This window comes from Nocardia veterana NBRC 100344, from assembly GCF_000308855.1.
GTDB classification, from domain to species: domain Bacteria; phylum Actinomycetota; class Actinomycetes; order Mycobacteriales; family Mycobacteriaceae; genus Nocardia; species Nocardia veterana.
Genome location: NZ_BAGM01000068.1, coordinates 1 through 20,272, shown reverse-complemented (window position 1 = coordinate 20,272; position 20,272 = coordinate 1). Strand labels below are relative to the sequence as shown.

The 20,272-nt window shown below is 70.3% G+C and carries 23 protein-coding genes; 11 read left to right on the top strand and 12 right to left on the bottom strand.

All coding sequences use genetic code 11. The features are described from left to right. Nucleotides 1-26 precede the first annotated feature (26 nt). The 4 genes from ON37_RS30935 to ON37_RS11825 all read left to right on the top strand — a co-directional run bounded on the left by ON37_RS30935 (nucleotide 27) and on the right by ON37_RS11825 (nucleotide 3,650). Nucleotides 27-707: a TetR/AcrR family transcriptional regulator gene (locus tag ON37_RS30935; RefSeq protein WP_157171433.1), complete on the top strand. Its 681-nt coding sequence runs from the start codon at nucleotides 27-29 to the stop codon at nucleotides 705-707. Between the two features lie 123 nt (nucleotides 708-830). Then, a complete protein-coding gene (locus ON37_RS11830; protein ID WP_083892918.1) occupies nucleotides 831-2,348 on the top strand; it encodes an NAD(P)/FAD-dependent oxidoreductase in 1,518 nt (505 codons plus the stop codon). Between the two features lie 139 nt (nucleotides 2,349-2,487). Beyond that, nucleotides 2,488-2,622: a hypothetical protein gene (locus tag ON37_RS34470; RefSeq protein WP_281004684.1), complete on the top strand. Its 135-nt coding sequence runs from the start codon at nucleotides 2,488-2,490 to the stop codon at nucleotides 2,620-2,622. A 251-nt stretch (nucleotides 2,623-2,873) separates the two neighbouring features. Beyond that, nucleotides 2,874-3,650, top strand: a complete 777-nt coding sequence (locus ON37_RS11825) for a hypothetical protein (RefSeq protein WP_051031493.1) — start codon at nucleotides 2,874-2,876, stop codon at nucleotides 3,648-3,650. Nucleotides 3,651-3,692: 42 nt separating this feature from the next. Here ON37_RS11825 and ON37_RS11820 read toward each other — a convergent pair whose 3' ends face one another. The 3 genes from ON37_RS11820 to ON37_RS11810 form a co-directional block, all read right to left on the bottom strand. Next, nucleotides 3,693-4,349 (bottom strand): urease accessory protein UreD, encoded by a 657-nt coding sequence (locus ON37_RS11820; RefSeq protein ID WP_040719131.1) that lies wholly within the window; start codon nucleotides 4,347-4,349, stop codon nucleotides 3,693-3,695. Further along, nucleotides 4,339-5,067: an urease accessory protein UreG gene (ureG, locus tag ON37_RS11815; RefSeq protein WP_040719118.1), complete on the bottom strand. Its 729-nt coding sequence runs from the start codon at nucleotides 5,065-5,067 to the stop codon at nucleotides 4,339-4,341. The genes ON37_RS11820 and ureG overlap by 11 nt, the downstream gene beginning before the upstream one ends. Nucleotides 5,068-5,165: 98 nt before the next feature. Further along, on the bottom strand, nucleotides 5,166-5,798 hold the full coding sequence (locus ON37_RS11810) for an urease accessory protein UreF (RefSeq protein ID WP_040719117.1): 633 nt from the start codon (nucleotides 5,796-5,798) through the stop codon (nucleotides 5,166-5,168). A gap of 168 nt (nucleotides 5,799-5,966) precedes the next feature. Between ON37_RS11810 and ON37_RS11805 the strand changes: the two genes are divergently transcribed. Continuing rightward, nucleotides 5,967-6,941 (top strand): zinc-binding dehydrogenase, encoded by a 975-nt coding sequence (locus ON37_RS11805; protein WP_040719116.1) that lies wholly within the window; start codon nucleotides 5,967-5,969, stop codon nucleotides 6,939-6,941. Nucleotides 6,942-6,950: 9 nt separating this feature from the next. Here ON37_RS11805 and ON37_RS11800 read toward each other — a convergent pair whose 3' ends face one another. Next, nucleotides 6,951-7,817, bottom strand: a complete 867-nt coding sequence (locus ON37_RS11800; RefSeq protein WP_245553164.1) for an SDR family NAD(P)-dependent oxidoreductase — start codon at nucleotides 7,815-7,817, stop codon at nucleotides 6,951-6,953. A gap of 78 nt (nucleotides 7,818-7,895) precedes the next feature. Continuing rightward, complete coding sequence (locus tag ON37_RS11795) at nucleotides 7,896-9,416, bottom strand: MFS transporter (protein WP_051031492.1); 1,521 nt, start codon at nucleotides 9,414-9,416, stop codon at nucleotides 7,896-7,898. A gap of 86 nt (nucleotides 9,417-9,502) precedes the next feature. Between ON37_RS11795 and ON37_RS11790 the strand changes: the two genes are divergently transcribed. Next, nucleotides 9,503-10,204, top strand: a complete 702-nt coding sequence (locus ON37_RS11790) for a TetR/AcrR family transcriptional regulator (protein ID WP_040719115.1) — start codon at nucleotides 9,503-9,505, stop codon at nucleotides 10,202-10,204. A gap of 4 nt (nucleotides 10,205-10,208) precedes the next feature. On the opposite strand, the gene ON37_RS11785 is transcribed toward ON37_RS11790, so the two are convergent. Further along, nucleotides 10,209-10,601 (bottom strand): nuclear transport factor 2 family protein, encoded by a 393-nt coding sequence (locus ON37_RS11785; protein WP_040719114.1) that lies wholly within the window; start codon nucleotides 10,599-10,601, stop codon nucleotides 10,209-10,211. 91 nt (nucleotides 10,602-10,692) lie between these two features. On the opposite strand from ON37_RS11785, the gene ON37_RS11780 reads away from it, so the two are divergent. Next, nucleotides 10,693-11,259 carry a PadR family transcriptional regulator gene (locus ON37_RS11780; protein ID WP_040719112.1) on the top strand — a complete coding sequence of 189 codons (567 nt, stop codon included), beginning with the start codon at nucleotides 10,693-10,695 and terminating at the stop codon, nucleotides 11,257-11,259. Here the strand turns inward: ON37_RS11780 and ON37_RS11775 are convergent. The 5 genes from ON37_RS11775 to ON37_RS11755 form a co-directional block, all read right to left on the bottom strand. Next, a complete protein-coding gene (locus ON37_RS11775; RefSeq protein ID WP_040719110.1) occupies nucleotides 11,249-11,911 on the bottom strand; it encodes an O-methyltransferase in 663 nt (220 codons plus the stop codon). The genes ON37_RS11780 and ON37_RS11775 overlap by 11 nt on opposite strands. Before the next feature lie 42 nt (nucleotides 11,912-11,953). After that, nucleotides 11,954-13,675, bottom strand: coding sequence for an urease subunit alpha (locus tag ON37_RS11770; RefSeq protein ID WP_040719108.1), 1,722 nt, complete (start codon nucleotides 13,673-13,675; stop codon nucleotides 11,954-11,956). Then, entirely contained in the window at nucleotides 13,675-14,067 is a 393-nt protein-coding gene (locus ON37_RS11765) for an urease subunit beta (protein WP_051031491.1), read from the bottom strand. The genes ON37_RS11770 and ON37_RS11765 overlap by 1 nt, the downstream gene beginning before the upstream one ends. Nucleotides 14,068-14,074: 7 nt before the next feature. Continuing rightward, nucleotides 14,075-14,377 carry an urease subunit gamma gene (locus ON37_RS11760; protein WP_040719107.1) on the bottom strand — a complete coding sequence of 101 codons (303 nt, stop codon included), beginning with the start codon at nucleotides 14,375-14,377 and terminating at the stop codon, nucleotides 14,075-14,077. Between the two features lie 94 nt (nucleotides 14,378-14,471). Further along, nucleotides 14,472-14,930 (bottom strand): PaaI family thioesterase, encoded by a 459-nt coding sequence (locus ON37_RS11755; RefSeq protein ID WP_174362098.1) that lies wholly within the window; start codon nucleotides 14,928-14,930, stop codon nucleotides 14,472-14,474. A 305-nt stretch (nucleotides 14,931-15,235) separates the two neighbouring features. Between ON37_RS11755 and ON37_RS11745 the strand changes: the two genes are divergently transcribed. After that, the gene (locus ON37_RS11745) at nucleotides 15,236-15,778 is read left to right on the top strand and encodes an OsmC family protein (protein WP_040719104.1); all 543 of its coding nucleotides are present in this window, start codon (nucleotides 15,236-15,238) and stop codon (nucleotides 15,776-15,778) included. A 95-nt stretch (nucleotides 15,779-15,873) separates the two neighbouring features. Further along, on the top strand, nucleotides 15,874-17,199 hold the full coding sequence (locus ON37_RS11740) for a bifunctional o-acetylhomoserine/o-acetylserine sulfhydrylase (RefSeq protein WP_040719103.1): 1,326 nt from the start codon (nucleotides 15,874-15,876) through the stop codon (nucleotides 17,197-17,199). A 219-nt stretch (nucleotides 17,200-17,418) separates the two neighbouring features. Here ON37_RS11740 and ON37_RS11735 read toward each other — a convergent pair whose 3' ends face one another. Beyond that, nucleotides 17,419-18,126, bottom strand: a complete 708-nt coding sequence (locus ON37_RS11735) for a hypothetical protein (protein WP_051031490.1) — start codon at nucleotides 18,124-18,126, stop codon at nucleotides 17,419-17,421. 100 nt (nucleotides 18,127-18,226) lie between these two features. Here ON37_RS11735 and ON37_RS11730 point away from each other — a divergent pair, with 100 nt between their 5' ends. Further along, nucleotides 18,227-19,294 carry a FecCD family ABC transporter permease gene (locus ON37_RS11730; protein ID WP_051031489.1) on the top strand — a complete coding sequence of 356 codons (1,068 nt, stop codon included), beginning with the start codon at nucleotides 18,227-18,229 and terminating at the stop codon, nucleotides 19,292-19,294. Next, nucleotides 19,291-20,272: FecCD family ABC transporter permease (locus tag ON37_RS11725; protein WP_051031488.1), on the top strand; the 982-nt coding region annotated here is incomplete at its 3' end. The genes ON37_RS11730 and ON37_RS11725, both read left to right, overlap by 4 nt.

The following is a 20,272-nucleotide window of genomic DNA, read 5'->3' as shown; positions in this document are numbered from 1 at the left end:
TCGTACATTAAAGGTAGAATCGCGCTGTGACAAGGGACACAGAGATTCGACGCCCCGGTCGCCCGCCCGGACCGCCCCGCGATCCCGAGCGTCGCCGCGCCGAGATCCTCGACGCGGCCGAACGGGTGGTCGCGACGTCGGGACCGCGAATGACCATCGCGCAGGTCGCCGCCGAGGCCGGCTATGCGCGCACCGCCGTGTACGCGGTGTTCCCGGATCTGTCCGCACTGGTCGACGCGCTGGCCGAACGGCATATGAACGCCATCATCGCCGCCGCGAACGACCTACTCGCCCAAGCCCTCCCGGCACGGCAACTACTCCGCGCCGTGGTGATGCTGATGTGCGATTTCGTCGATGCCAACCCGAATCTGCACCACGTGATGATGCAGCGCCTGGAGAGCGGTGACGCCGAGCACCGCCCGTTCTTCACGCGGGTATCCGACTGGGCGACATCGGTTTTCGACATCATTCTGCGCCGGCTGGATGCGGACCCGGCGCTGGCCCGGATCTGGGCGACCGCCACCGTCGGGGCGATCCTGATGTCCACCGAGGCGTGGATGCAGCAACCGACGCGCTCGCGCGCGGAATTCGTCGATCAGCTCGCCGCCTTCCTCTGGCCGACGGTGGAGAGTATCGGCGGCGACCGGTTGACCGGGCCTCTCGTGGGCGCCGAGACGGCGGTGCGAGCCGAGCTCGGATACCCCTGATCCGAGCACCGAAACGCGGTACGGGGTGCGGACGCGCCGACATTCGGTGCTCGTCGTGACTGCCCCCGGGTAGCCGACTACCGTTGAGCCTGTCGTAGACCGAACGTCCGGCGAGGAGCGCAGATGGGAACCGAAACTGTCGAGAACCGACGCCACCGGGTGGTGGTGATCGGATCCGGCTTCGGCGGCTTGTTCGCGTGCAAGCATCTCGAGCACGACAACGTCGACGTCGTACTGATCTCCAAGACGTCCACGCACCTGTTCCAGCCACTGCTCTATCAGGTCGCCACCGGCATCCTGTCCACCGGCGAGATCGCCCCCGCCACCCGCATCGTGCTGCGCAAGCACCGCAACACCCAGGTGATTCTGGGCGAGGTCCACGATATCGACCTGGTGAATCGGACGGTGACCTCCAAGCTGCTCAACCAGGACACCGTCACCTCCTTCGACAGCCTGATCGTCGCCACCGGTGCGCAGCAGTCCTACTTCGGCAACGACCACTTCGCCACCTACGCGCCCGGAATGAAGACCATCGACGACGCGCTGGAACTGCGGGCGCGGATCCTGGGCTCGTTCGAGGAGGCGGAGCTCGCCAAGACCCAGGAGGAGCGCGACCGGTTCCTCACCTTCGTCGTGGTCGGCGCGGGCCCGACCGGTGTCGAACTGGCCGGCCAGATCGCCGAACTCGCCGATCGCACCCTGGTCGGCACCTTCCGCAACATCGACCCCCGCGATGCGCGGGTGCTGTTGATCGAGGGCGCGGGCGCGGTGCTCGCGCCGATGGGCCCCAAACTGGGCGGCAAGGCACAGCGCCGGCTCGAGAAGATGGGTGTCGAGATCCAGCTCAACGCCATGGTCACCGACGTGGACGCGCGCGGCGTCACCGTCCGGGACAAGGACGGCACCGAACGCCGCATCGAATCGGCCTGCAAGGTGTGGTCGGCCGGCGTGCAGGCCAGCGAGCTCGGCAAGATGCTGGCCGAACGGTCCAAGGGCACCGAGACCGACCGCGCCGGTCGCGTGATCGTGGAACCGGACCTGACCATCAAGGGCTATCCCAACGTCTTCGTCGTCGGCGATTTGATGTCGGTGCCCGGGGTCCCCGGCCAGGCGCAGGGCGCCATTCAGGGCGCCACCTACGCGGCCAAGCAGATCAAGGCCGAGGTCGCCGGTAAGCAAACGCCCGACCAGCGCAAACCGTTCAAGTACTTCAACAAGGGCAGTATGGCGACGGTGTCGCGGTTCAACGCCGTCTGCCAGATCGGCAAGCTGGAATTCTCCGGCTTCTTCGCCTGGCTCATCTGGCTGGTACTGCACCTGTACTACCTGATCGGCTACCGCAGCCGCACGGTCACGGTGTTCCAGTGGTTCGTCGCCTTCCTGGGCCGCAACCGCGGGCAGATGGCCGCGACCGAGCAGTGGGTCTTCGCCCGGCTGGCGCTCGAGGCCATGAACGGCAACGAGTCCGACGCCCGGGAGGTCCGCGCCGAGATCGGCGACACGCCGGCACCGGGCACACCGAGCGAGGCGAAGGACGGATCGGAGACCGGCGGTCCGGCCGATTCGGGCGCCGACGCCGGAACCCCTTCCGGCACAGACGAATCCGCGACGTCACGCACGCCCCGGCCCCCGGCCGGCTGACCTGCGGCCGGTCCTCTCGACCGGCTCATCCGCGTGTCGCGCCGATCCGATCCTCGGCGTCCGCGCGACACGCGGAGAGACAGAAAGGCACGCCGTCCGGGCTGCCGATGCTGCCACCGGGCGCCCCGTTCGCCACGGTGTGGGCGCGCCCGCCGCAGCGGCACTCGTCACCGCCCCGATGGTCACCGTCGGCGCCGCCGTGGGCGCGGTGGTCGGTGCGGTCAACGGCAACGCCGCGCCGGCGACCGAACCGCAGGCCGCCGTCACACCCTGATCTCCACCCACGCATCACGAAGAACCCTGCATCACGAAGAACCCGCATCACGAAAACTCCAGGGCCGCAAGCATTTCCGCTTGCGGCCCTACGCTGTTACCGGACCCGACGCCCTGCCGTCCGCGGCCGCGCCCAGCACATTCCGCCGGCGACATGCGGAAAGACACGCCGTGAACCCATCCACGACCGGCGCGGATTCGAATGTCGGGCAGCACATCCGAGACACATGTCGCCGAGCAGAGAGGTTCTTCATGGCCGCAGGTAAACACCGGGCGCCGAGTCCGCACCGGGTGCGGATGGGCAATGTCGTCGCGGCGGGTGCGGTTCCCCTGATCCTCGCGGTCGTCGGTACCGGAACGGCGAATGCCGCGCCGTCGCGGTCGGATTCGACCACCCAGGTCGATCACGCGCCGCAGCAGTGGCCGGCCGCCCAGGCCCCGAACGTGCACCCGTACGAGGGGATGCACATTCCGCAGAACACCTTGACGTCGCTGCAGTCGGCGCGGCCGATGCCGGACAAGAGCTACCTGTCACCCGTCGGTGTTCTGCACCCGCCGGTGCCGGTCGCTCCGGTGCCACCGATCGCCCCGCCGCCGGGCAAGTTCCGATTCGGCGACGTGCAGGTCGACGCACCGGCCTGGATGGATCGGGAACAGGCCATCATGATCAACGACCGCTCCGCGCAGACCGAGGCGGATCTGGCCACCTTCCTGGACTCGATCGGCATGGAACGCAGCCGTTCCGATCGGATCGCCGGGCAGACCATGGGCACGGCCGCGATGGGTGCCGTCGCCGGCGCCGCCGCGGCGACGCCGGTCGCCGTCACATCCGGCATGGTCGGCGGGGTGGTCGGGCTGGTCGCCGGCCTGCCCCTGCTGCCGATCGGCCTGGTGGCGGGTCCGGCCCTCGGCGCGGCCGTCGGCGCCGGAATCATCACCGTGCCGGCGGCGATGGCCGGTGCGGCCGCGGGTGCCGTCGTCGGGGCGGTGTCGGCCTACAACGCCCCGCCGCGCGTCGTCGGGGACTGATCGACTCCGCGCGACGCCCGGTGGAACCGATCCGCAGCGGATTCAGATGCCACCGGGCAGTCGTGCCCCCGTCCAGGTGGACAGCGTGCCGCCGGCCGCCAGCGGCAGTGTCGCCCCGGCCAGTCCCGTGGTCCCGGCGGGACGTCCGTCCGGATAGCGCAGCTCACTGCACAATGCCCGCGGGGCGGCCAGCCGGTCGTCGGTGGCGGCGGACCCGCCCAGTTCCAGCCGGTGCCGGATCAGCGGCCGCGCATCGGCATCGGCGATCAGGTCGCCGCACCAGAAGCCGTGATCCTCACCGCTGCGACCGATCTGCACCCGTTCCCGCACCCGGACCCGGGCGCCGGCGGCCACCCGCATCTCGGTCGTCGAACGATGCTCGGCGCCGCCCGCGACGACGGTCGGCTCCGGGTCCACATCCAGTTCGGCGCCGGGCGCGACATCGAAATACCAGCGCGCCGACGAGAACTGGGTGTGGCGGCCCGGCAGCGCGATGGTCGCCGCCACCGAACGCAGCACCAGCCGGGCGCCGGATTCGACGACCACCTCGATCTCCACCTCGTCGCCGCCGAGCGGAGTGGCGGCCGCCCCGATCAGATGAACGGTGTCCGGCCCGGTGCGGCGCGCCGCCAGCGCGCCGGTGGCCGCCAGCCCAGGCAGCGCCCCGGCCCGCGCGACGATACGAATCTCAGTGCGCAACAGCGCTTTCCCCGGCGCCGGCGAGCCGGGCGGCATCGGCCTCGGCGGCCGCTCGCAGCTGTTCACGAACCCAGGTCAGTACCGGCGTCGCGGCCGGATCCTCGGTCAGCGAGGTGAAGACGAAACGGCGACCCTCCCGGACCGCGGCCGAATCTCGCCGCATCACCTCGAGATCGGCGCCCACCATCGGGGCCAGATCGGTCTTGTTGATCACGAGCAGATCCGAGAACGTGACTCCCGGCCCACCCTTGCGCGGCACCTTGTCCCCGCCGGCCACGTCCACGACGAAGATCTGCACGTCGATCAGGCCCGCGGAGAAGGTCGCGGTCAGATTGTCACCCCCGGATTCGACCAGGATCAGATCGAGGCCCGGATTGGCTTCGATCAGATCGTCGATGGCATCCAGGTTGGCCGTGATGTCGTCGCGGATGGCGGTGTGCGGGCAGCCGCCGGTCTGCACCGCGGTGATCCGTTCGTCGGGCAGCACGGCGTGCCGGCGCAGGAAGTCCGCGTCCTCGGTGGTGTAGATGTCGTTGGTCAGCACCGCCAGCGACAGCTCCGTGCGCAGTTGCCGGCACAACGCGGCAACCAGCGCCGTCTTCCCGGAGCCGACGGGTCCGCCGATCCCGATGCGCAGCGGCTCCCCCGGCGTCCGGACCCGTTTGGGCCGGTCGTGGGTGTGGTCGTGCGGTTCGCCATCGATCAGGTGCGGCGGCATGGCTCTCCTTCCGGCATGGGCGTGTGCCGCCCATCGTGACCCACCCATGTGAACCGGGTGTTACCGACTGCCGATCCGAGCCATCGAACGAGGCGGTGTCAGGAGGCGAACAACGGCATCTCGCGGTCGAGATGGCGTTGCGCGAGGACGTCGCCGAGCGGGTCGGACAGGGCGGCGAGACCGGTCGTCGCCGCGTGCGCGGTCTCGTCGCACAGCTGGGCCAGCGCCAGCGTGGTCGCGGCGACGGCGGCCGGATCCAACGCCAACAACCGCTGGGCGCCGGTGGCGGCGCCGGTCATCGTCGTATAGACCACGACACCGGCGATCTGCTCGGGCGCCAGCCCCGCGACCCGGCCCACCACCCCGAAGGCCGTGGACAGATGCGGCCGGCTGCCCAATTCCGACCAATCGTGCTGCGGCCATGCGGATTTCGCCATCCGCAGCAGGCCGCGACCCTGCGCCCGAGAGGCGGTGCGGGCGGCGGGTGCGGGCGTGCGGGCATCCGCCTCCGCCTCCCCCGCCGGCACCGTGAGGGTGCCCGCGCACACCGCCGCCGCCAACGAGGCCGTGACCAGTCCCGTGCTGCGGATCCGGCGGCGCAGGTAGGCGGCCACGGTGTCGACGTCGCGGACGATGCCGGAGGCGATCGCCTCCTCGATGCCGCCGGAATGCACATGCCCGCCGATGGGCAGCCGCGAATCGGCGAGCGACATCACCATCGCCAGGCTCATGGGCATCCTTTCCGCGGCCGATCTCGAGTGTCGATCCTAGAGCGGCGCCACGCGAGGCCGACGGTGTGCGGACGTGACCGCGCACCCGAACGGCAGTGGCAGGGATCACCCCCGGCGCCCGCGCCGAATTCTTGACCTCGACAAAGGTCGAGGTTGCAGGGTGGAGCGATGAAAGCGATACGCCTGCACGAATTCGGTCCGGCCGAGAATCTGCGTTACGAATCCGTCCCCGATCCGGTGCCCGGCGCCGGTCAGGTCCGAATCACCGTCGCGGCGGCGGGAATCCATCTGATCGACACCAAGCTGCGCAACGGCGAGCCCGGTCCCTATCCCGCCCCCGACTTGCCGACGATTCCCGGCCGCGAGGTGGCCGGCGTCGTCGACCTCGTCGGTCCCGGCGTCGACGCGGAGCTGCTCGGCGCCCGGGTCGTCACCCACCTGGGCGCGGCACCGGGTGGTTACGCCGAACTGGCGGTCGCGGATGCGCAACGGCTGCACCGGATTCCGGACGATCTGGACCCGGCCGTGGCCGTGGCGATGATCGGCACCGGACGGACCACGCTCGGCATCCTCGGCTTCGCCGAACTCGCCCCGGGACAGCTGGCGGTGGTTCCGGCCGCGGCGGGTGGGATCGGCACCCTGCTGGTGCAGTACCTGCGCAGTGCCGGGGTCACGGTCGTCGGGCTCGCCGGTGGCCCGAGCAAGGTCGCGGCGGTGGCGGCCAACGGCGCCGATCTCGCCCTCGACTACACCGATCCCGGCTGGCCGGAGGCGGTGCGCGAACGATACGGCGAGCGGCCCGCACGCTGGGTTTTCGACGGGGTCGGCGGCGCCGCGGGCCGGGCCGCGGTCGATCTGCTGGCACCGGGCGGCACCCACCTGATCTTCGGATGGAGCGACGCGCCGATCGAATTCCCTGAAGGACACCTCGCCGACCGCAGGATCACCTCGCGTTCGGTACTCGGTCCGCAGCTGCTCGAACGCGGCGGCGGGATCGCCGCCTTGGAGACCCGGGCGCTGGCGGAGGCGGCGTCGGGCCGGTTGCGACCGGCGGTGCACCGGTTCGCCCTCGCCGATGCCGCGGCCGCGCATCGCGCACTCGAGAACCGCGCCACCACCGGCAAGGTCGTCCTCGAGCCGTAGGAACAGCGGTCAGCCGGAGCGGAAGCCGCGGGCCATCAGGCGCTGGGCCGGGCCGCGGGTGAGGTCGGCCCAGGCCTGCAACGGGCCGCTCCACCACGGCGAGATCTCCACCGGTTTGGCGACGACGGCATGACAGACGAGATCGGCGGCCTCCGCCGCGGTGAGTCCGGGCATGGAGCCGAAATCGGTGGGGGCGCTCATCCGGGTGTGCACCAGTGGCATGTATACCGAAGTGGTGGTGAGCCCGTCGGCCGCGATCTCCGTGGCGACCGTGCGCAGCCATTGATCGAACGCCGCCTTCGACGCGCCGTAGGCGGCCCACCGCGGCGCCGGCGGCATCCGCAGCCCCCACGTCGAAATGTTGACGATATGCCCCTGCCCGCGTTCGCGCATCGCGGGCAGCAGCGCCAGCAGCAGGCGGACCGGGCCGAGGTAGTTGATATCGATGGTGCGGGTGAAATCGTGGAAGCGGTCGTAGGATTCGGCGATCGACCGGCGAATCGAGCGGCCCGCGTTGTTGATCACCACGTCGACCCGGCCGTGGGTGGCGAGTACCTCGCGCGCCAGCGCGTCGACGGCCGCCATATCGGTCAGATCGGCGGTGTAGGTGTGTGCGATTCCGCCATCTGCGGCAATGGCATCGGCCGCGGCTTGCAGCTCCGCGGCCGAACGCGCCACCATCACCACCACCGCCCCGGCGGCCGCGAGTTTGGCCGCGGTGACCTTACCGATTCCGTGCGAGGCCCCGGTCACGAGCACGACGCGGCCGGAGACGGCCGCGCGCAGGGCCCGGTCCCGGGGCCGCGACGTCGGATAGAGCAGCCGGGTCGCGACCCGCTCGGCCAGTGGGCGCCCCTGCGCGGCGGAAGCTGTCACAGTCGCCGACTCTATTGGCCCGCCCGCACCGGCGGGCCGGAATCGTCACCGATGCCGGGAACGTCGCCGCCGGATCGGTCAGTGCGCCTGGGCGGTGGCCGGATCCACGGCCGCGTCGCGACGAGGGCGGCGGCCCGAGGTGGCCGCAGCGGCGATCGCCATGACGATCAACAGCACGGCGCCCACCGCCACCGCGGCGTGCATGCCGGTGACGAACGACGTCTGCGCCGCGTGCACCACCGCCTTGTCGCCGCCGTACCGCACGAGGGTCTCCCCGAGGGTGTCGGCGAAGTCACCGCCCGACCGGAACACCAGGGCGGCCAGTGAGCCCAGCATCGACAGCCCGAGCGCATTGCCGAGTTCGAAGCTGGTTTCGGAGATGCCGACCGCGGACCCCGCCCGTTCAGCCGGCACCGACGAGACCGCCACCTCCGACACCAGGGTGAACACGATGCCGTAACCGAGCCCGGCGATCGTGGATCCGGCCAGGTACCAGCCGATTCCGCCGTCGACGCCGATGCCGAGCAGCAGCAGATTGCCCACCGCCGCGGAGCTCAGCGCCAGCACGAACGAACCGCGCGTACCCAACCTTCGGGCGACCCGTGCCCCGCCCATCGAGCAGACGAAGACCGCGATCGCCGCGGGAATTCCGAGCAGCGCCGCACCGAGAACGTCCCGCCCGGCGACCGATTGCAGATAGATGCTGGTCAGATAGCTCATCCCGGCCAGCGACATCATTCCCACCGTCGACGAGCCGATCGCCACCCGGAACAGTCCGCGCCGGAACAGGCTCAGGTCCAGCAGCGGTTCGGCCAGCACCCGCTGCCGCCGGACGAAGGCCACCAGCACCGCGACGCCGATCAGGCCCAGCACGATCGACACGGCATCGATCCCCTCGGCCGCGGCCCGCTTCACGGCGTACACGAGCGGCAGAATGCCCCCGATGGACAGCACCACGCTCACCGGGTCCAGCGGCCCGCGACCGGCGGCACGATGTTCCGGCAGGACCAGCGGGCCCACCGCCAGCAGCACCAGCAGGACGGGCGTGTTGATCAGGAAGATCGACCCCCACCAGAACTTGTGCAGCAGCAGCCCGCCGATCACCGGGCCGACCGCCGAACCGCCGGCGAAGAACGCGGTCCACACGCCGATCGCGGTACCGCGGGCCCGCGGGTCCGGGAACAGGCTCGAGATCAATGCCAGGCTGGACGGCAGCAACGTCGCGCCGCCCATACCCATCAGCGCCCGCGCGGCGATCAGCACACCGGCGCTGGGTGCGAAGGCGGCCAGCAGCGAGGCCAGCCCGAAGACCGCCGCGCCGGCCAGCAGAATGTTGCGGCGACCGATGCGATCGCCGAGATTGCCCATGGTGATCAGCAGTCCGGCGATCATGAACCCGTAGATGTCGAGGATCCACAGTTGCTGTTCGGCCGAGGGGTCGAGATGTTCGGTCAGCGTCGGCATCGCCAGGTACAGCACCGACATATCCATCGACACCAGCAGGACGGGCAGGATCAATACCGCCAAACCCAGCCATGCCCGCCGGGGAGTTGCGCTCGACGCGGGGTCTACCGCCGCCGAGGTTTCAATGCCGACCATCACCTATCCTTACAACTCGTGCGTACGTCGTACGCGGGCCGGAGTACAGCGTACGCATCCGGTCGTGGAAAGGAAAGCGAGTTTCGATGCCGAAACATTCCCAGCCCGAGCGGCTCACCCGTGCCGCGATCGTCGACACCGCCATCGCCCTGGCCGATGCGGACGGCATCGAGGCGCTGTCGATGCGCCGGATCGCGGACCGGATGGGGGTGGGTGCGATGTCGCTTTACCGGCACGTGCCGAACAAGGACGCGCTGCTGGCCGATATGACCGACGAGGTGGCCGGCCGGCATCCGTATCCGGAACCGAAACCGGGCTGGACTTGGCGCGACCGCGTCCATACGGCGGCCGAGATCGACTGGCAGCTCTACCGGCTGCATCCGTGGGTGCTGTTCACCTTCGCGGTGCCGCGCTACAACTTCGGCCCGCACAGCCTGGCCTGCCTGGCCTGGCTCACCGAGGGATTCCTGGAACTGACCGACGACCGGCGCGAGGCCACGGCGATGGGACTCGAGGTCTGGAGCTATATCGCCGGCATCGCATTGCAGCAGGTCAGCGCTACCCTGCTCGCCGCTCGCGACGAGGAGCACGACGAATCCTCCGGGCTGACCGCCCTCCTCGAGGGCACTCCGCGCTGGCCCAGCCCGCCCGCGCTGGCCCCGCTCGAGGGCACCGGCCTGGGCGATCTACTCGATCCGGTCCGGCAACTGCGCTCGGGCCTCTCGGCGATGTGCGACGGATTCGCCGCCCGCTGCCGGCAGCGGGCGGCGCAGCCCGATCACGGGTAGGCCGTCAGTAGTACGAACGCCCCTGGGCGCCCCCGGACACCGACCAGACCTCGACGATCCGGCCCGCGGCGACGCGCAGGATATCGGTGCCGCTGACCGCGACCCCGGGCCGCCGGGAACCGTACGGGCGGGCGACGTACCCGTTGCGGTCGGCATCGAGATCGACGACCGCCTCGCCCTGCACCTCGAATCGTTGCCCCGGCATGGCCGCCCGGAACGCGGCGATCTGCCGGGCGAACGCCGCCGGGTCGTGAATGGTGTCGTAGATCTCGGCGCCCGGTTGCGCGTAGCGCAGCGTGAACCGGGGCGCCATGATTCGCTCGGCCAGCTCCAGCTCACCGTTCCACATCGCCGTCCATCGGTCGAACAATTCGATCCCGTACTCGCGCACCGTCACTCCATAGTCTCATTGATACCGTATTACTGAGATGAAACTATAGTCTCACCGAGACCGTGTCAACGAGGTGCCGAACCGAAGGCTGACGACCATGGCCCCATTGGGAGCGCAGGACCACATCGTGCTCGGGCTCATCGCCCGGCACGGACCACTGACCCCCTACGAACTGAAGGCGCGGATGGAGGAGAGCGTCGACTACTTCTGGCCGATCCCGCACGCGCAGCTCTACCGCATCCCGGCCCGGCTCGCCGAGCGCGGCCTCCTGCACGAGGAGGCCGAGGAGACCGGGCGGCGCCGGCGCGTCTTCCAGCTGACCGACGCCGGACGCGAGGCCCTGCGCGCCTGGCTCGCCGACCCGCACTGCCCGCCACCGGAGACCCGCGACCCGGCGCAGGTGAAACTGTTCTTCGCCGATCTGGGCGAACCGCAGGACGTGGTGGCGCTGGCTCGGCAGCAGGCGGCCGAACACCGGCACTGGCTCGATCGTTACCGCGCACTGCGCGACGACATCGATCCGGACGACACCGTGCGGAGCCAATCCCGTTCGCGCATATTGGAACTCGGGATCGGGCACGAACAGGCGTACGTGGATTTCTGGAGTGAACTGGCCGAGCGACCCGACCGCACGCGGCCGAACGATCCGCCGCTCAGCCGGTGACCACCGCGTAGACGAATCCGTCCCAGCCCTTACCGCCGACGGTCTGCAGGACGGTCGCCGACACCCGCGGTTCGTCGGCCAGCAACCGCAGCACCTCGCGGCCGCCGCGCACCGCCGGGTCGTCCGGATCCCCGTCGACCAGCGCACCCCGGCGCACGACGTTGTCGACGATGATCACCGAACCCGGCCGGGTCAGGCGCAGCGCCCACTGCGCGTAGGCCGCGTTGTTGATCTTGTCGGCGTCGACGAAGACCAGATCGAACGGCTCCGGATGATCCTGCGCGACCCCGGGCAGGGTGTCCAGCGCGGCGCCCACCCGGATCTCCACCCGTTCCCCCACTCCCTTGCGGTCGAGATTGGCGCGGGCGACCTCGGCGTGATGCGGGTCGTATTCCAGGGTCACGACGCGGCCTTGCGCTCCCACCGCCCGGGCCAGCCACAGCGTGCTGTACCCGCCGAGCGTGCCGATCTCGAGCACCCGGCGCGCACCCGCGGTCAGCGCGATCAGCTGCAGAAATTTGCCCTGCGGCGGCGAGACGTCGATCGGCGGCAGGCCCGCCTCCGAATTGGCTTGCGCCACATCGGCATCCTCGCTGCCGATCAGTGTGTCGACCAGATAGCGATCCACCGCGCCCCACTCGGCATTCGTCATGGCGCCCAGTCTGCCACCGCGACCGGCCCTGCGCCGCGCCGGTCAGAACAGGAAGTACCGCTGCGCCATCGGCAGTTCGGTGGCGGGCTGCTGCTCCCACACCTCGCCGTCGATCCGGACGGTGAACGTGTCCGGGTCCACCTCGATCCGCGGCATCGCGTCGTTGAGCGGCAGATCGGACTTGGTCCGGCGCCGCACATCGGCCACCGGGACGAGACGCCGGCGGACCTGCAGGCGGTCGGCGAGCCCGTCGGCCACCGCCTGCGGGGAGACGAAATGCACCGAGGTCGCGGCGGCGACCACCGGGGCGGCACCGAACATCGGCCGCGGCAACACCGGTTGCGGCGTCGGGATGGAGGCGTTCGCATCGCCCATCGCCGCCCATGCGATCGCGCCACCCTTGAGCACCGCGTGCGGACGCACTCCGAAGAAGGCGGGCTCCCACAGCACCAGATCGGCGAGTTTGCCGACCTCCACGGAGCCGATCTCCCGATCCAGTCCGTGCGTGATCGCGGGGCAGATGGTGTATTTCGCGATGTAGCGCCGCACCCGGTGGTTGTCGGCGGGACCGTCGCCCGGCAGGGCGCCGCGGCGGCGCTTCATCATGTGCGCGGTCTGCCAGGTGCGCATCACCACTTCGCCGATCCGGCCCATCGCCTGCGAATCCGAGCCGATCATCGAGATCGCCCCCAGATCGTGCAGCAGGTCTTCGGCGGCGATGGTCGAGGGGCGGATCCGGCTCTCGGCGAAGGCAAGATCCTCCGGAATCGACGGATTGAGATGGTGGCAGACCATCAACATGTCGAGATGCTCGTCGAGGGTGTTGACCGTGTGCGGCCGAGTCGGATTGGTCGAGCTGGGCATCACGTTCGGATGGGACGCGACGGTGATGATGTCGGGTGCGTGCCCGCCGCCGGCGCCCTCGGTGTGATACGAGTGGATGGCCCGCCCGGCGATCGCGGCGAGCGTGTCCTCCACGAAGCCGGCCTCGTTGAGCGTGTCCGAGTGCAGGGCGACCTGCACCCCCGCGGCGTCGGCCACGGTCAGGCAGGCGTCGATCGCCGCGGGCGTGGTGCCCCAGTCCTCGTGCAGCTTGAAACCGCCTGCGCCGCCGCGCAATTGCTCCCACATCGCCTCGGGCCGCACGGTGTTGCCCTTGCCGAGCAGCAGGATGTTCACCGGCCAGCCGTCGGTGGCCTCGAGCATCCGGCCCAGATGCCAGGCCCCGGGCGTGACGGTGGTGGCCTTGGATCCTTCGGCCGGCCCGGTACCGCCGCCGATCAGCGTGGTGATGCCGCCGCCGAGCGCCTCGTCGAGCAGTTGGGGGCAGATGAAGTGGACGTGACAGTCGATCGCGCCCGCGGTGAGGATCCGGCCGTTCCCGGCGATGATCTCGGTGGACGGGCCGACCACCAGATCCGGGTGCACGCCGTCCATGGTCTCGGGGTTGCCGGCCTTGCCGATGGCGCAGATGCGGCCGTCGCGAATACCGATGTCGGCCTTGACGATTCCCCAGTAGTCGATGATCACCGCACCGGTGATCACGGTGTCGGGCGTGCCCTCGGCGCGGGTGGCGCGCGACTGGCCCATCGATTCCCGCAGTACCTTGCCGCCGCCGAAGACCGCCTCGTCGCCGGCCAGTCCCGGCCCGCCGCAGCGGTCTTCGGTGATCTCGACGAGGAGATCGGTGTCGGCCAGCCGAATCCGGTCGCCGACGGTGGGCCCGAACAGTGCGGCATAGCGGGCGCGGGAGAGCTCTGCCATCAATCCACCGGCCTTTCCTCGGCGGTTCCGCCCGTGATGTCGGGGCGGACGGGGCCCAGCCGGCCGGGCGCGTCCGGGCCGATCCCGTGCACCTCCCGGGTGCCGCCCAGTGGAACCAGCGAAACTCGCTGCGGCAGACCGGGTTCGAAGCGCACGGCGGTGCCGGCCGGAATGTCGAGACGGCGACCGTGCGCGGCCGCACGATCGAACTCCAGCGCGGCGTTCGCCTGCGGGAAGTGCACGTGACTGCCGACCTGGACCGGACGATCGCCGGTGTTGACGACGTCGAGCCGCACCCGGTCGGCGCCGGCGTTGATCTCGATCGGCTCGCCGGCGAGCAGGAATTCGCCGGGGACCGGGCCGGGCGGCTGCGCGGAGGACGTGTGCGTCACGGGCGCCTCAGTCGATCGGCTGGTGGACGGTGACCAGTTTGGTGCCGTCCGGGAAGGTGGCCTCGACCTGCACGTCGCTGATCATCTCGGGCACGCCGGCCATGACGTCGTCGCGGGTCAGCACCGTGCGGCCCGAGGTCATCAGCTCCGCGACGGTGCGCCCGTCACGCGCGCCTTCCAGCACGTGATCGGTGATGATCGCGACCGCCTCGGGATGGTTGAGTTTCAGGCCGCGCGCCTGCCGCCGTCGCGCCAGTTCGGCCGCGTAGCTGAGCATGAGCCGTTCCTGCTCGTGCGGCGACAAACGCACATCTGCTCCTCGGCTGCTCGGGACGGCGGAGCTTCGCCGGCATCGGATTCGGTGCTCGACATTCTGGCACGACCGTACGATCCGCGCGCGGCGGTCACCCCTTGGCGGGCGCGTCCGCGCTCAGGTTCTGCAACCGCACCTGGCCACGGGCGACCAGCCGATCCTGCTCGTCGGTGATCTGCACCTGCCACAACTGCTGGGAGCGACCCTGATGAATCGGGGTGGCCACCCCGCGCAGCGTGCCCTCGCGCACCGCGCGCAGGAAATCGGTGTTGTTGTTCACCCCGACCACATGGCCGCGGTCGCCGAACCACACTCCGCCACCCACGCTGGCGAGCGTCTCGATGACGGTGCAGTACACCCCGCCGTTGACGATGCCGGCCGGCTGGTGCAGCTGCGGCGAGACCACCCATTCGCCGGCCACCCGATCGGGGCCGACCTCGGTGTACTTCAAACCGATCAGATCGGTGAAGGTTCCCTCGCTGTAGCGGGTCATCTGCTCGGGCGTGACATCCGCCAGCGAGCCACCATCGAACCGGTCGCGCTGTGTCATAGAAGAACACTTACACCACGCGCGGGCGCCCCGGTCCGCCGGTGCCGACGCGGGCGGTTCCCTCGGTTCCCGGCGACCACCGCGGCAGGTGCGGGCCGCAGCGGCGGGAGTCGGGCCGCGAGTTGCGCGGCGACGGCGACCGCCCGCGGTCGGACCGCAGCGGGCAGCCGATCGGCACATCGTCGAGCACCGTCGAAACCGCTTGTGCGGCAAGGCATCGGCCACCGATGGCGGCCCGGACAGCGTTGCGATCACGGCGAGCGCAACCCTCGATCCGATGCGCGCGGACCCCTACGGTGGCGGCTATGACAGCCGAATCGGGTACTCCGCTCAACGACATCGTCGAGGCCACCGCGCGCGCCGTGGCCGACGATCCGGCGAAGGCACACGTCGTGTTCACCGCCGACGGAATCGCCGAGGGTGCCGTGGGCAGCGCCGTCACGGCCGGCACCTATACGGTCCGAGTGGACGAGCCCGCCGCGCTGGGCGGTGCGGGAACCGCGCCGAATCCGGTCGAGTACTACCTCGCGGCCCTGATCTCCTGTCAGGTGGTGACCTACCGGTTCTGGGCACAGCGACTCGGCATCGAGGTGGAGCAACTGCGGATCCGGGCCGAGGGCGATCTCGACGTGCGCGGCTTCTTCGGCCTCGACGACGCGGTGCGCGCGGGATTCCGGGAGGTCCGGGTGCAGGTGCGGATCGACGGTCCGGAGTCGGCCGAGCGGTACGCCGAACTGCAACAGGCCGTCGACGCGCACTGCCCGGTGCTCGATATCTCCACCGGCCACACACCCGTTCTCACCACATTGATCACCCCGAACCTGGAAGACTCTGCTGTACTCGCTTGAGCACAATCCGGCGTTTCGGACATTTGCCGGCGGCCCCCGCCGTCTGATGCGCGACCCGTTCCATCCCTTCGACACACCCCATGGGAGCTGAAATCATGACCGACTCCGTCGAGCCGACCGATCCGGCGCAGAACTGGAGTTTCGAGACCAAGCAGGTCCACGTCGGCCAGGTGCCCGACGGCACCACCAACGCCCGGGCGTTGCCGATCTACCAGACGACCTCCTACACCTTCCGCGATACCGCGCACGCGGCGGCGCTGTTCGGTCTGGCCGAACCCGGCAACATCTACACCCGGATCATGAATCCGACCCAGGACGCGGTCGAACAGCGCATCGCCGCCCTCGAGGGCGGTGTGGCGGCGCTGCTGCTGTCGTCCGGACAGGCGGCGGAGACCTTCGCCATCCTCAACATCGCGGGGGCCGGCGACCACATCGTGTCCAGCCCGCGGCTCTACGGCGGCACCTACAACCTGTTCCACTACACGCTGCCGAAGCTGGGCATCGAGGTCTCGTTCGTCGAGGATCCCGACGATCTGGATCAGTGGCGCGCCGCCATCCGCCCGAACACCAAGGCGCTCTACGGCGAGACGGTCTCCAACCCGCAGAACCACATCCTGGATCTGCCCGGCATCGCCGAGGTCGCCCACACCGCCGGGCTGCCGTTCATCGTCGACAACACCGTGCCGACGCCCTATCTGATCCAGCCGCTGAAGCACGGCGCCGACGTGGTGGTGCATTCGGCCACGAAGTATCTCGGCGGACACGGTGCGGCGATCGCGGGCGTGATCGTCGACGGCGGCACCTTCGACTGGCGAGTGACCGACGAGCAGGGCAATTCGCGCTTCCCGGGCTTCACCACCCCCGATCCCAGCTACCACGGCGCGGTGTTCGCGGACCTGGGCGCACCGGCGTACGCGCTCAAGGCGCGCGTGCAGTTGCTGCGCGATCTGGGTTCGGCGGTGGCCCCGTTCAACGCGTTCCTGATCAGCCAGGGACTCGAGACGCTGAGCCTGCGGGTGGAGCGGCACGTCGCCAACGCGCAGGCGGTCGCGGAGTTCCTCACCGAGCGGCCGGAGGTGACCAACGTCTTCTACGCGGGTCTGCCGTCTTCGCCGTGGTACGAGCGCGGCCGCGAACTCGCACCGAAGGGCACCGGCGCCATCGTCGGATTCGAGCTGGCCGGAGGTGTGGACGCGGGCAAGAAGTTCGTCGACGCGCTGACCCTGCACAGTCACGTGGCCAATATCGGTGATGTGCGGTCGCTGGTCATCCACCCGGCCTCGACCACCCATTCGCAGCTGACCCCCGAGGAGCAGCTCGCCGCCGGCGTGACGCCGGGCCTGGTGCGCCTGGCCGTCGGTATCGAGGGGATCGACGACATTCTCGCCGACCTGCGGACCGGCTTCGCCGCCACGCACTGATATCCGCCGAAAAGGCCCCGGTCCTCGCGTTGCGGTGACCGGGGCCTTTTCGGCAGTGGGCAAATCCGGTGCGGGACAACCGAATCCGCACCGCGGCGGAAACGACGCGGCGGGCCCCTCACGTGACGAAGGGCCCGCCGCGGGCAGTGGATCGAGGAGTCGACCGCAGCCCTCGGGACTCGCGCTCGATCCGGACGCCGATTCGAGTGTAGGGCAGGCTTACCTAACCAAGCAAGAGCGACGCACCGGCAACCCGCGATCACCCAGAGCCATCAGCAAGGCCCGACCGCGTTGCGTACCGCGATCCACACTGGTCCGAGCCAGTTCGGGCGCGTAGGTGGCGGTGCCGGCGATCGACTCCCCCACCAGATTCCAGAATCGGGCCCGGCTCAATCCGGCACAGCGGTACAGGCTCTCGCCGACCAGCCTCAGCGCCGGCTCGCACCGATGCGCGAGCCAGACCGTGAGCGCACGGTCGCAGGGCAGGGTCACCACACCCGGGCGCCCGGCCAGCGGATCGCCCTCGACCACGCGAATCGTGGTGTCCGACACGCCCGCCCAGTCCAGGCCCCCGTCGTTGTCGGTATGCACCCACAGATTCTCGAGGCCCGGATCCCAGGCCCGGTTGTCGCAGACGGCCAAGGCGACCACGCGGCCCACGACGGCATGGATCAGTGCGGTGGCCACCACCTCCGCGGCGATGTCCGCGCTGACCATCTCCGCCGCGTGCCGGCGATACATCAGCTCGATGCGACCGTCCCGCACCCCGTCGGCGAGCCGCCACCACCGCCGCCGGCCCTGATCGGCCATCGACGCCACGGCGTAGACCCGCGGATGGCCCGGCTGTAACGCCCGCAGCCGCACGCAGATCTGTTCGAAGGCCGGCTCGATACGGGCGGCCGGGAAAATCGTCACTGGTTCGGACATCGAACCCCCTCAGCGTTCGGCATTACGGTCGGCAACAGAAGATAGGTTAGGCTTACCAGACTTGCTCGGCCAGAGCGTGGGGAGCAAGGGTTCGATCGTCATGAAACGCGTCACCCAGGAGCAGTCCGCCGTGTCCGCCGCAGTCACCACCGCACGCCGCCGCACCGGCGGGCTGGCACTCCTGGCCGGGGTGCTGCTGATCGCCGTCGTCGCCGGACTCGCCGTCGGTGCGAAATCGCTGTCTCCCATCGAGGTCTGGCACGCCGTGACCTGCCCGGACGGCATCCCGCTGCACTGCCCCGCCGATGGGCAGGCCGAGCGGATCGTGCGCGAATTGCGGCTGCCGCGAACGGTTCTCGCGCTGCTCACCGGCGCCGCACTCGGCATCGCCGGCACCCTGATCCAGGGCTACACCCGCAACCCGCTCGCCGACGCCGGATTGCTCGGACTCAATGCCGGCGCCGCCTTCCTGGCCGCGCTCGGCATCCATCTGTTCGCCCTGACCCGGCCCAGCGAGTACATCTGGTTCGCCTTCGCCGGAGCGCTCGTCGCCGGTGTGGTGGTGTTCGGCGCGTCGGCCGCCGGCGGCGGTCGGTCCACCCCGCTGACACTGGTCCTGGCCGGCGCCGCGGTCACCGCGCTGCTGCAGGCGCTGACCAACGCGGTGATCCTGCTCGATCCCGCCGCCCTCGACACCTACCGGTTCTGGGTGGTCGGCACGCCCTCCGGACACGAGCCCGCGGTGACGGCACAGGTCGCGCCGTTCATCTTGGCGGGCGCGGTGCTCGCGATCCTGGCCGCTCCCGGGCTCAACGCGATCGGCCTCGGCGAGGACGTGGCCCGTGGGCTGGGCGTGAACATCGCCCGCAATCGCGCCGTCGGCCTGACCGCGGTGGTCCTGCTGACCGGGGCCGCGACCGCGGCGGTCGGGCCGATCGCCTTTCTCGGACTGATGGTTCCGCATCTGGGCCGGATGATCACCGGGCCGGATCACCGCTGGCTGATTCCGTATTCGGCGCTGCTCGGCGCGATCGTGCTGGTGCTGGCCGACATCATCGGCCGGGTGGTCGCCCCGCCCGGGGAATTGCAGGCCGGTATCGTGCTGGCGGCGGTCGGCGCACCATGTTTCATCGCCCTGGTCCGTCGGCGGAAGGTGGCCGAACTGTGAACTCGCACAACGACGTCCACTCGGCGACGACCGCATCGAACACCCCCGGCGACGGCACGCTCCACGTCCCGGCGGCCATCACGGGAACGTCGGTCGCCCGCGGCCAGGCCCCGAGCGACCCGGCGCTCGATCGACCCTCCGCAGCACTCACGCGCGTGCGTCCGGCGCTGCGCTTCGCCGGGATGTCCGCGGTACTGCGCATTCCGATGCTGCTGACGCTGCTCGGCATGGCGGTGACGATCGGCGTGCTGTTCGTCGCGGACATCGCCGTCGGCGACTACCACATCGCATTCGGGCGGGTGCTGGAAGTGCTGACCGGCGGCGGCACCCGCTCGCAGCGCTATGTCGTCATGGAATCGCGCTTGCCGCGCGCGGTCACCGCCCTGGTCGCCGGCGCCGCCCTGGGGATCGCGGGGGCGATCACCCAGTCGATTCTGCACAATCCGCTCGCCAGTCCCGACGTTCTCGGCATCACCTCCGGCGCGAGCCTCGCCGCCGTCGCGGTGTTGGCCGGAGTGGGCGGTACCGCGACCGGAATCGTTGCGTCCCTGGGTGTTCCGCTCGCGGCGCTCGTCGGCGGACTGCTCACCGCGGCGCTGATCGGCGTCCTGGCGCTGGGCCGCGACAGCGGCGGCGAGACCGGATTGAGCGGAATACGGTTCATCCTGATCGGCATCGGCGTGAACGCGCTGCTGCTGGCGGGTATCAATTGGCTGATCACCCGGGCCCGCCTGGACGACGCCGCGCGCGCCCAGCTCTGGCTCACCGGATCGCTCAACGGCGCGGATTGGCACCGGACCGGGGCCGCGCTGGCCGGTCTCGCCGTCGTGGTGCTCGTGGCCGCCGGCTCCGCGCGCACCCTCGCGGCACTGCGCTTCGGCGCCGACACCGCGCGCGCGCTCGGGGTCCGGGTGCAGACCCAGCAGATCGTGCTCCTCGGCGCCGCGGTGGCCGCGGCGGCCCTGGCCACCGCGGCGG

Excerpts from the sequence above, each read along its gene's own strand:
- ON37_RS11805 (WP_040719116.1), top strand. The coding sequence starts at position 5,967 with ATGAAAGCGATACGCCTGCACGAATTCGGTCCGGCCGAGAATCTGCGT.
- ON37_RS11780 (WP_040719112.1), top strand. The coding sequence starts at position 10,693 with ATGGCCCCATTGGGAGCGCAGGACCACATCGTGCTCGGGCTCATCGCC.
- ON37_RS11810 (WP_040719117.1), bottom strand. The coding sequence starts at position 5,798 with ATGAGCCTGGCGATGGTGATGTCGCTCGCCGATTCGCGGCTGCCCATC.
- ON37_RS11745 (WP_040719104.1), top strand. The coding sequence starts at position 15,236 with ATGACAGCCGAATCGGGTACTCCGCTCAACGACATCGTCGAGGCCACC.
- ON37_RS11775 (WP_040719110.1), bottom strand. The coding sequence starts at position 11,911 with ATGACGAATGCCGAGTGGGGCGCGGTGGATCGCTATCTGGTCGACACA.
- ON37_RS11825 (WP_051031493.1), top strand. The coding sequence starts at position 2,874 with ATGGCCGCAGGTAAACACCGGGCGCCGAGTCCGCACCGGGTGCGGATG.
- ON37_RS11730 (WP_051031489.1), top strand. The coding sequence starts at position 18,227 with ATGAAACGCGTCACCCAGGAGCAGTCCGCCGTGTCCGCCGCAGTCACC.
- ON37_RS11735 (WP_051031490.1), bottom strand. The coding sequence starts at position 18,126 with ATGTCCGAACCAGTGACGATTTTCCCGGCCGCCCGTATCGAGCCGGCC.
- ON37_RS11755 (WP_174362098.1), bottom strand. The coding sequence starts at position 14,930 with ATGACACAGCGCGACCGGTTCGATGGTGGCTCGCTGGCGGATGTCACG.
- ureG (WP_040719118.1), bottom strand. The coding sequence starts at position 5,067 with ATGCCGCCGCACCTGATCGATGGCGAACCGCACGACCACACCCACGAC.
- ON37_RS11795 (WP_051031492.1), bottom strand. The coding sequence starts at position 9,416 with ATGGTCGGCATTGAAACCTCGGCGGCGGTAGACCCCGCGTCGAGCGCA.
- ON37_RS11770 (WP_040719108.1), bottom strand. The coding sequence starts at position 13,675 with ATGGCAGAGCTCTCCCGCGCCCGCTATGCCGCACTGTTCGGGCCCACC.
- ON37_RS11830 (WP_083892918.1), top strand. The coding sequence starts at position 831 with ATGGGAACCGAAACTGTCGAGAACCGACGCCACCGGGTGGTGGTGATC.
- ON37_RS11740 (WP_040719103.1), top strand. The coding sequence starts at position 15,874 with ATGACCGACTCCGTCGAGCCGACCGATCCGGCGCAGAACTGGAGTTTC.
- ON37_RS11790 (WP_040719115.1), top strand. The coding sequence starts at position 9,503 with ATGCCGAAACATTCCCAGCCCGAGCGGCTCACCCGTGCCGCGATCGTC.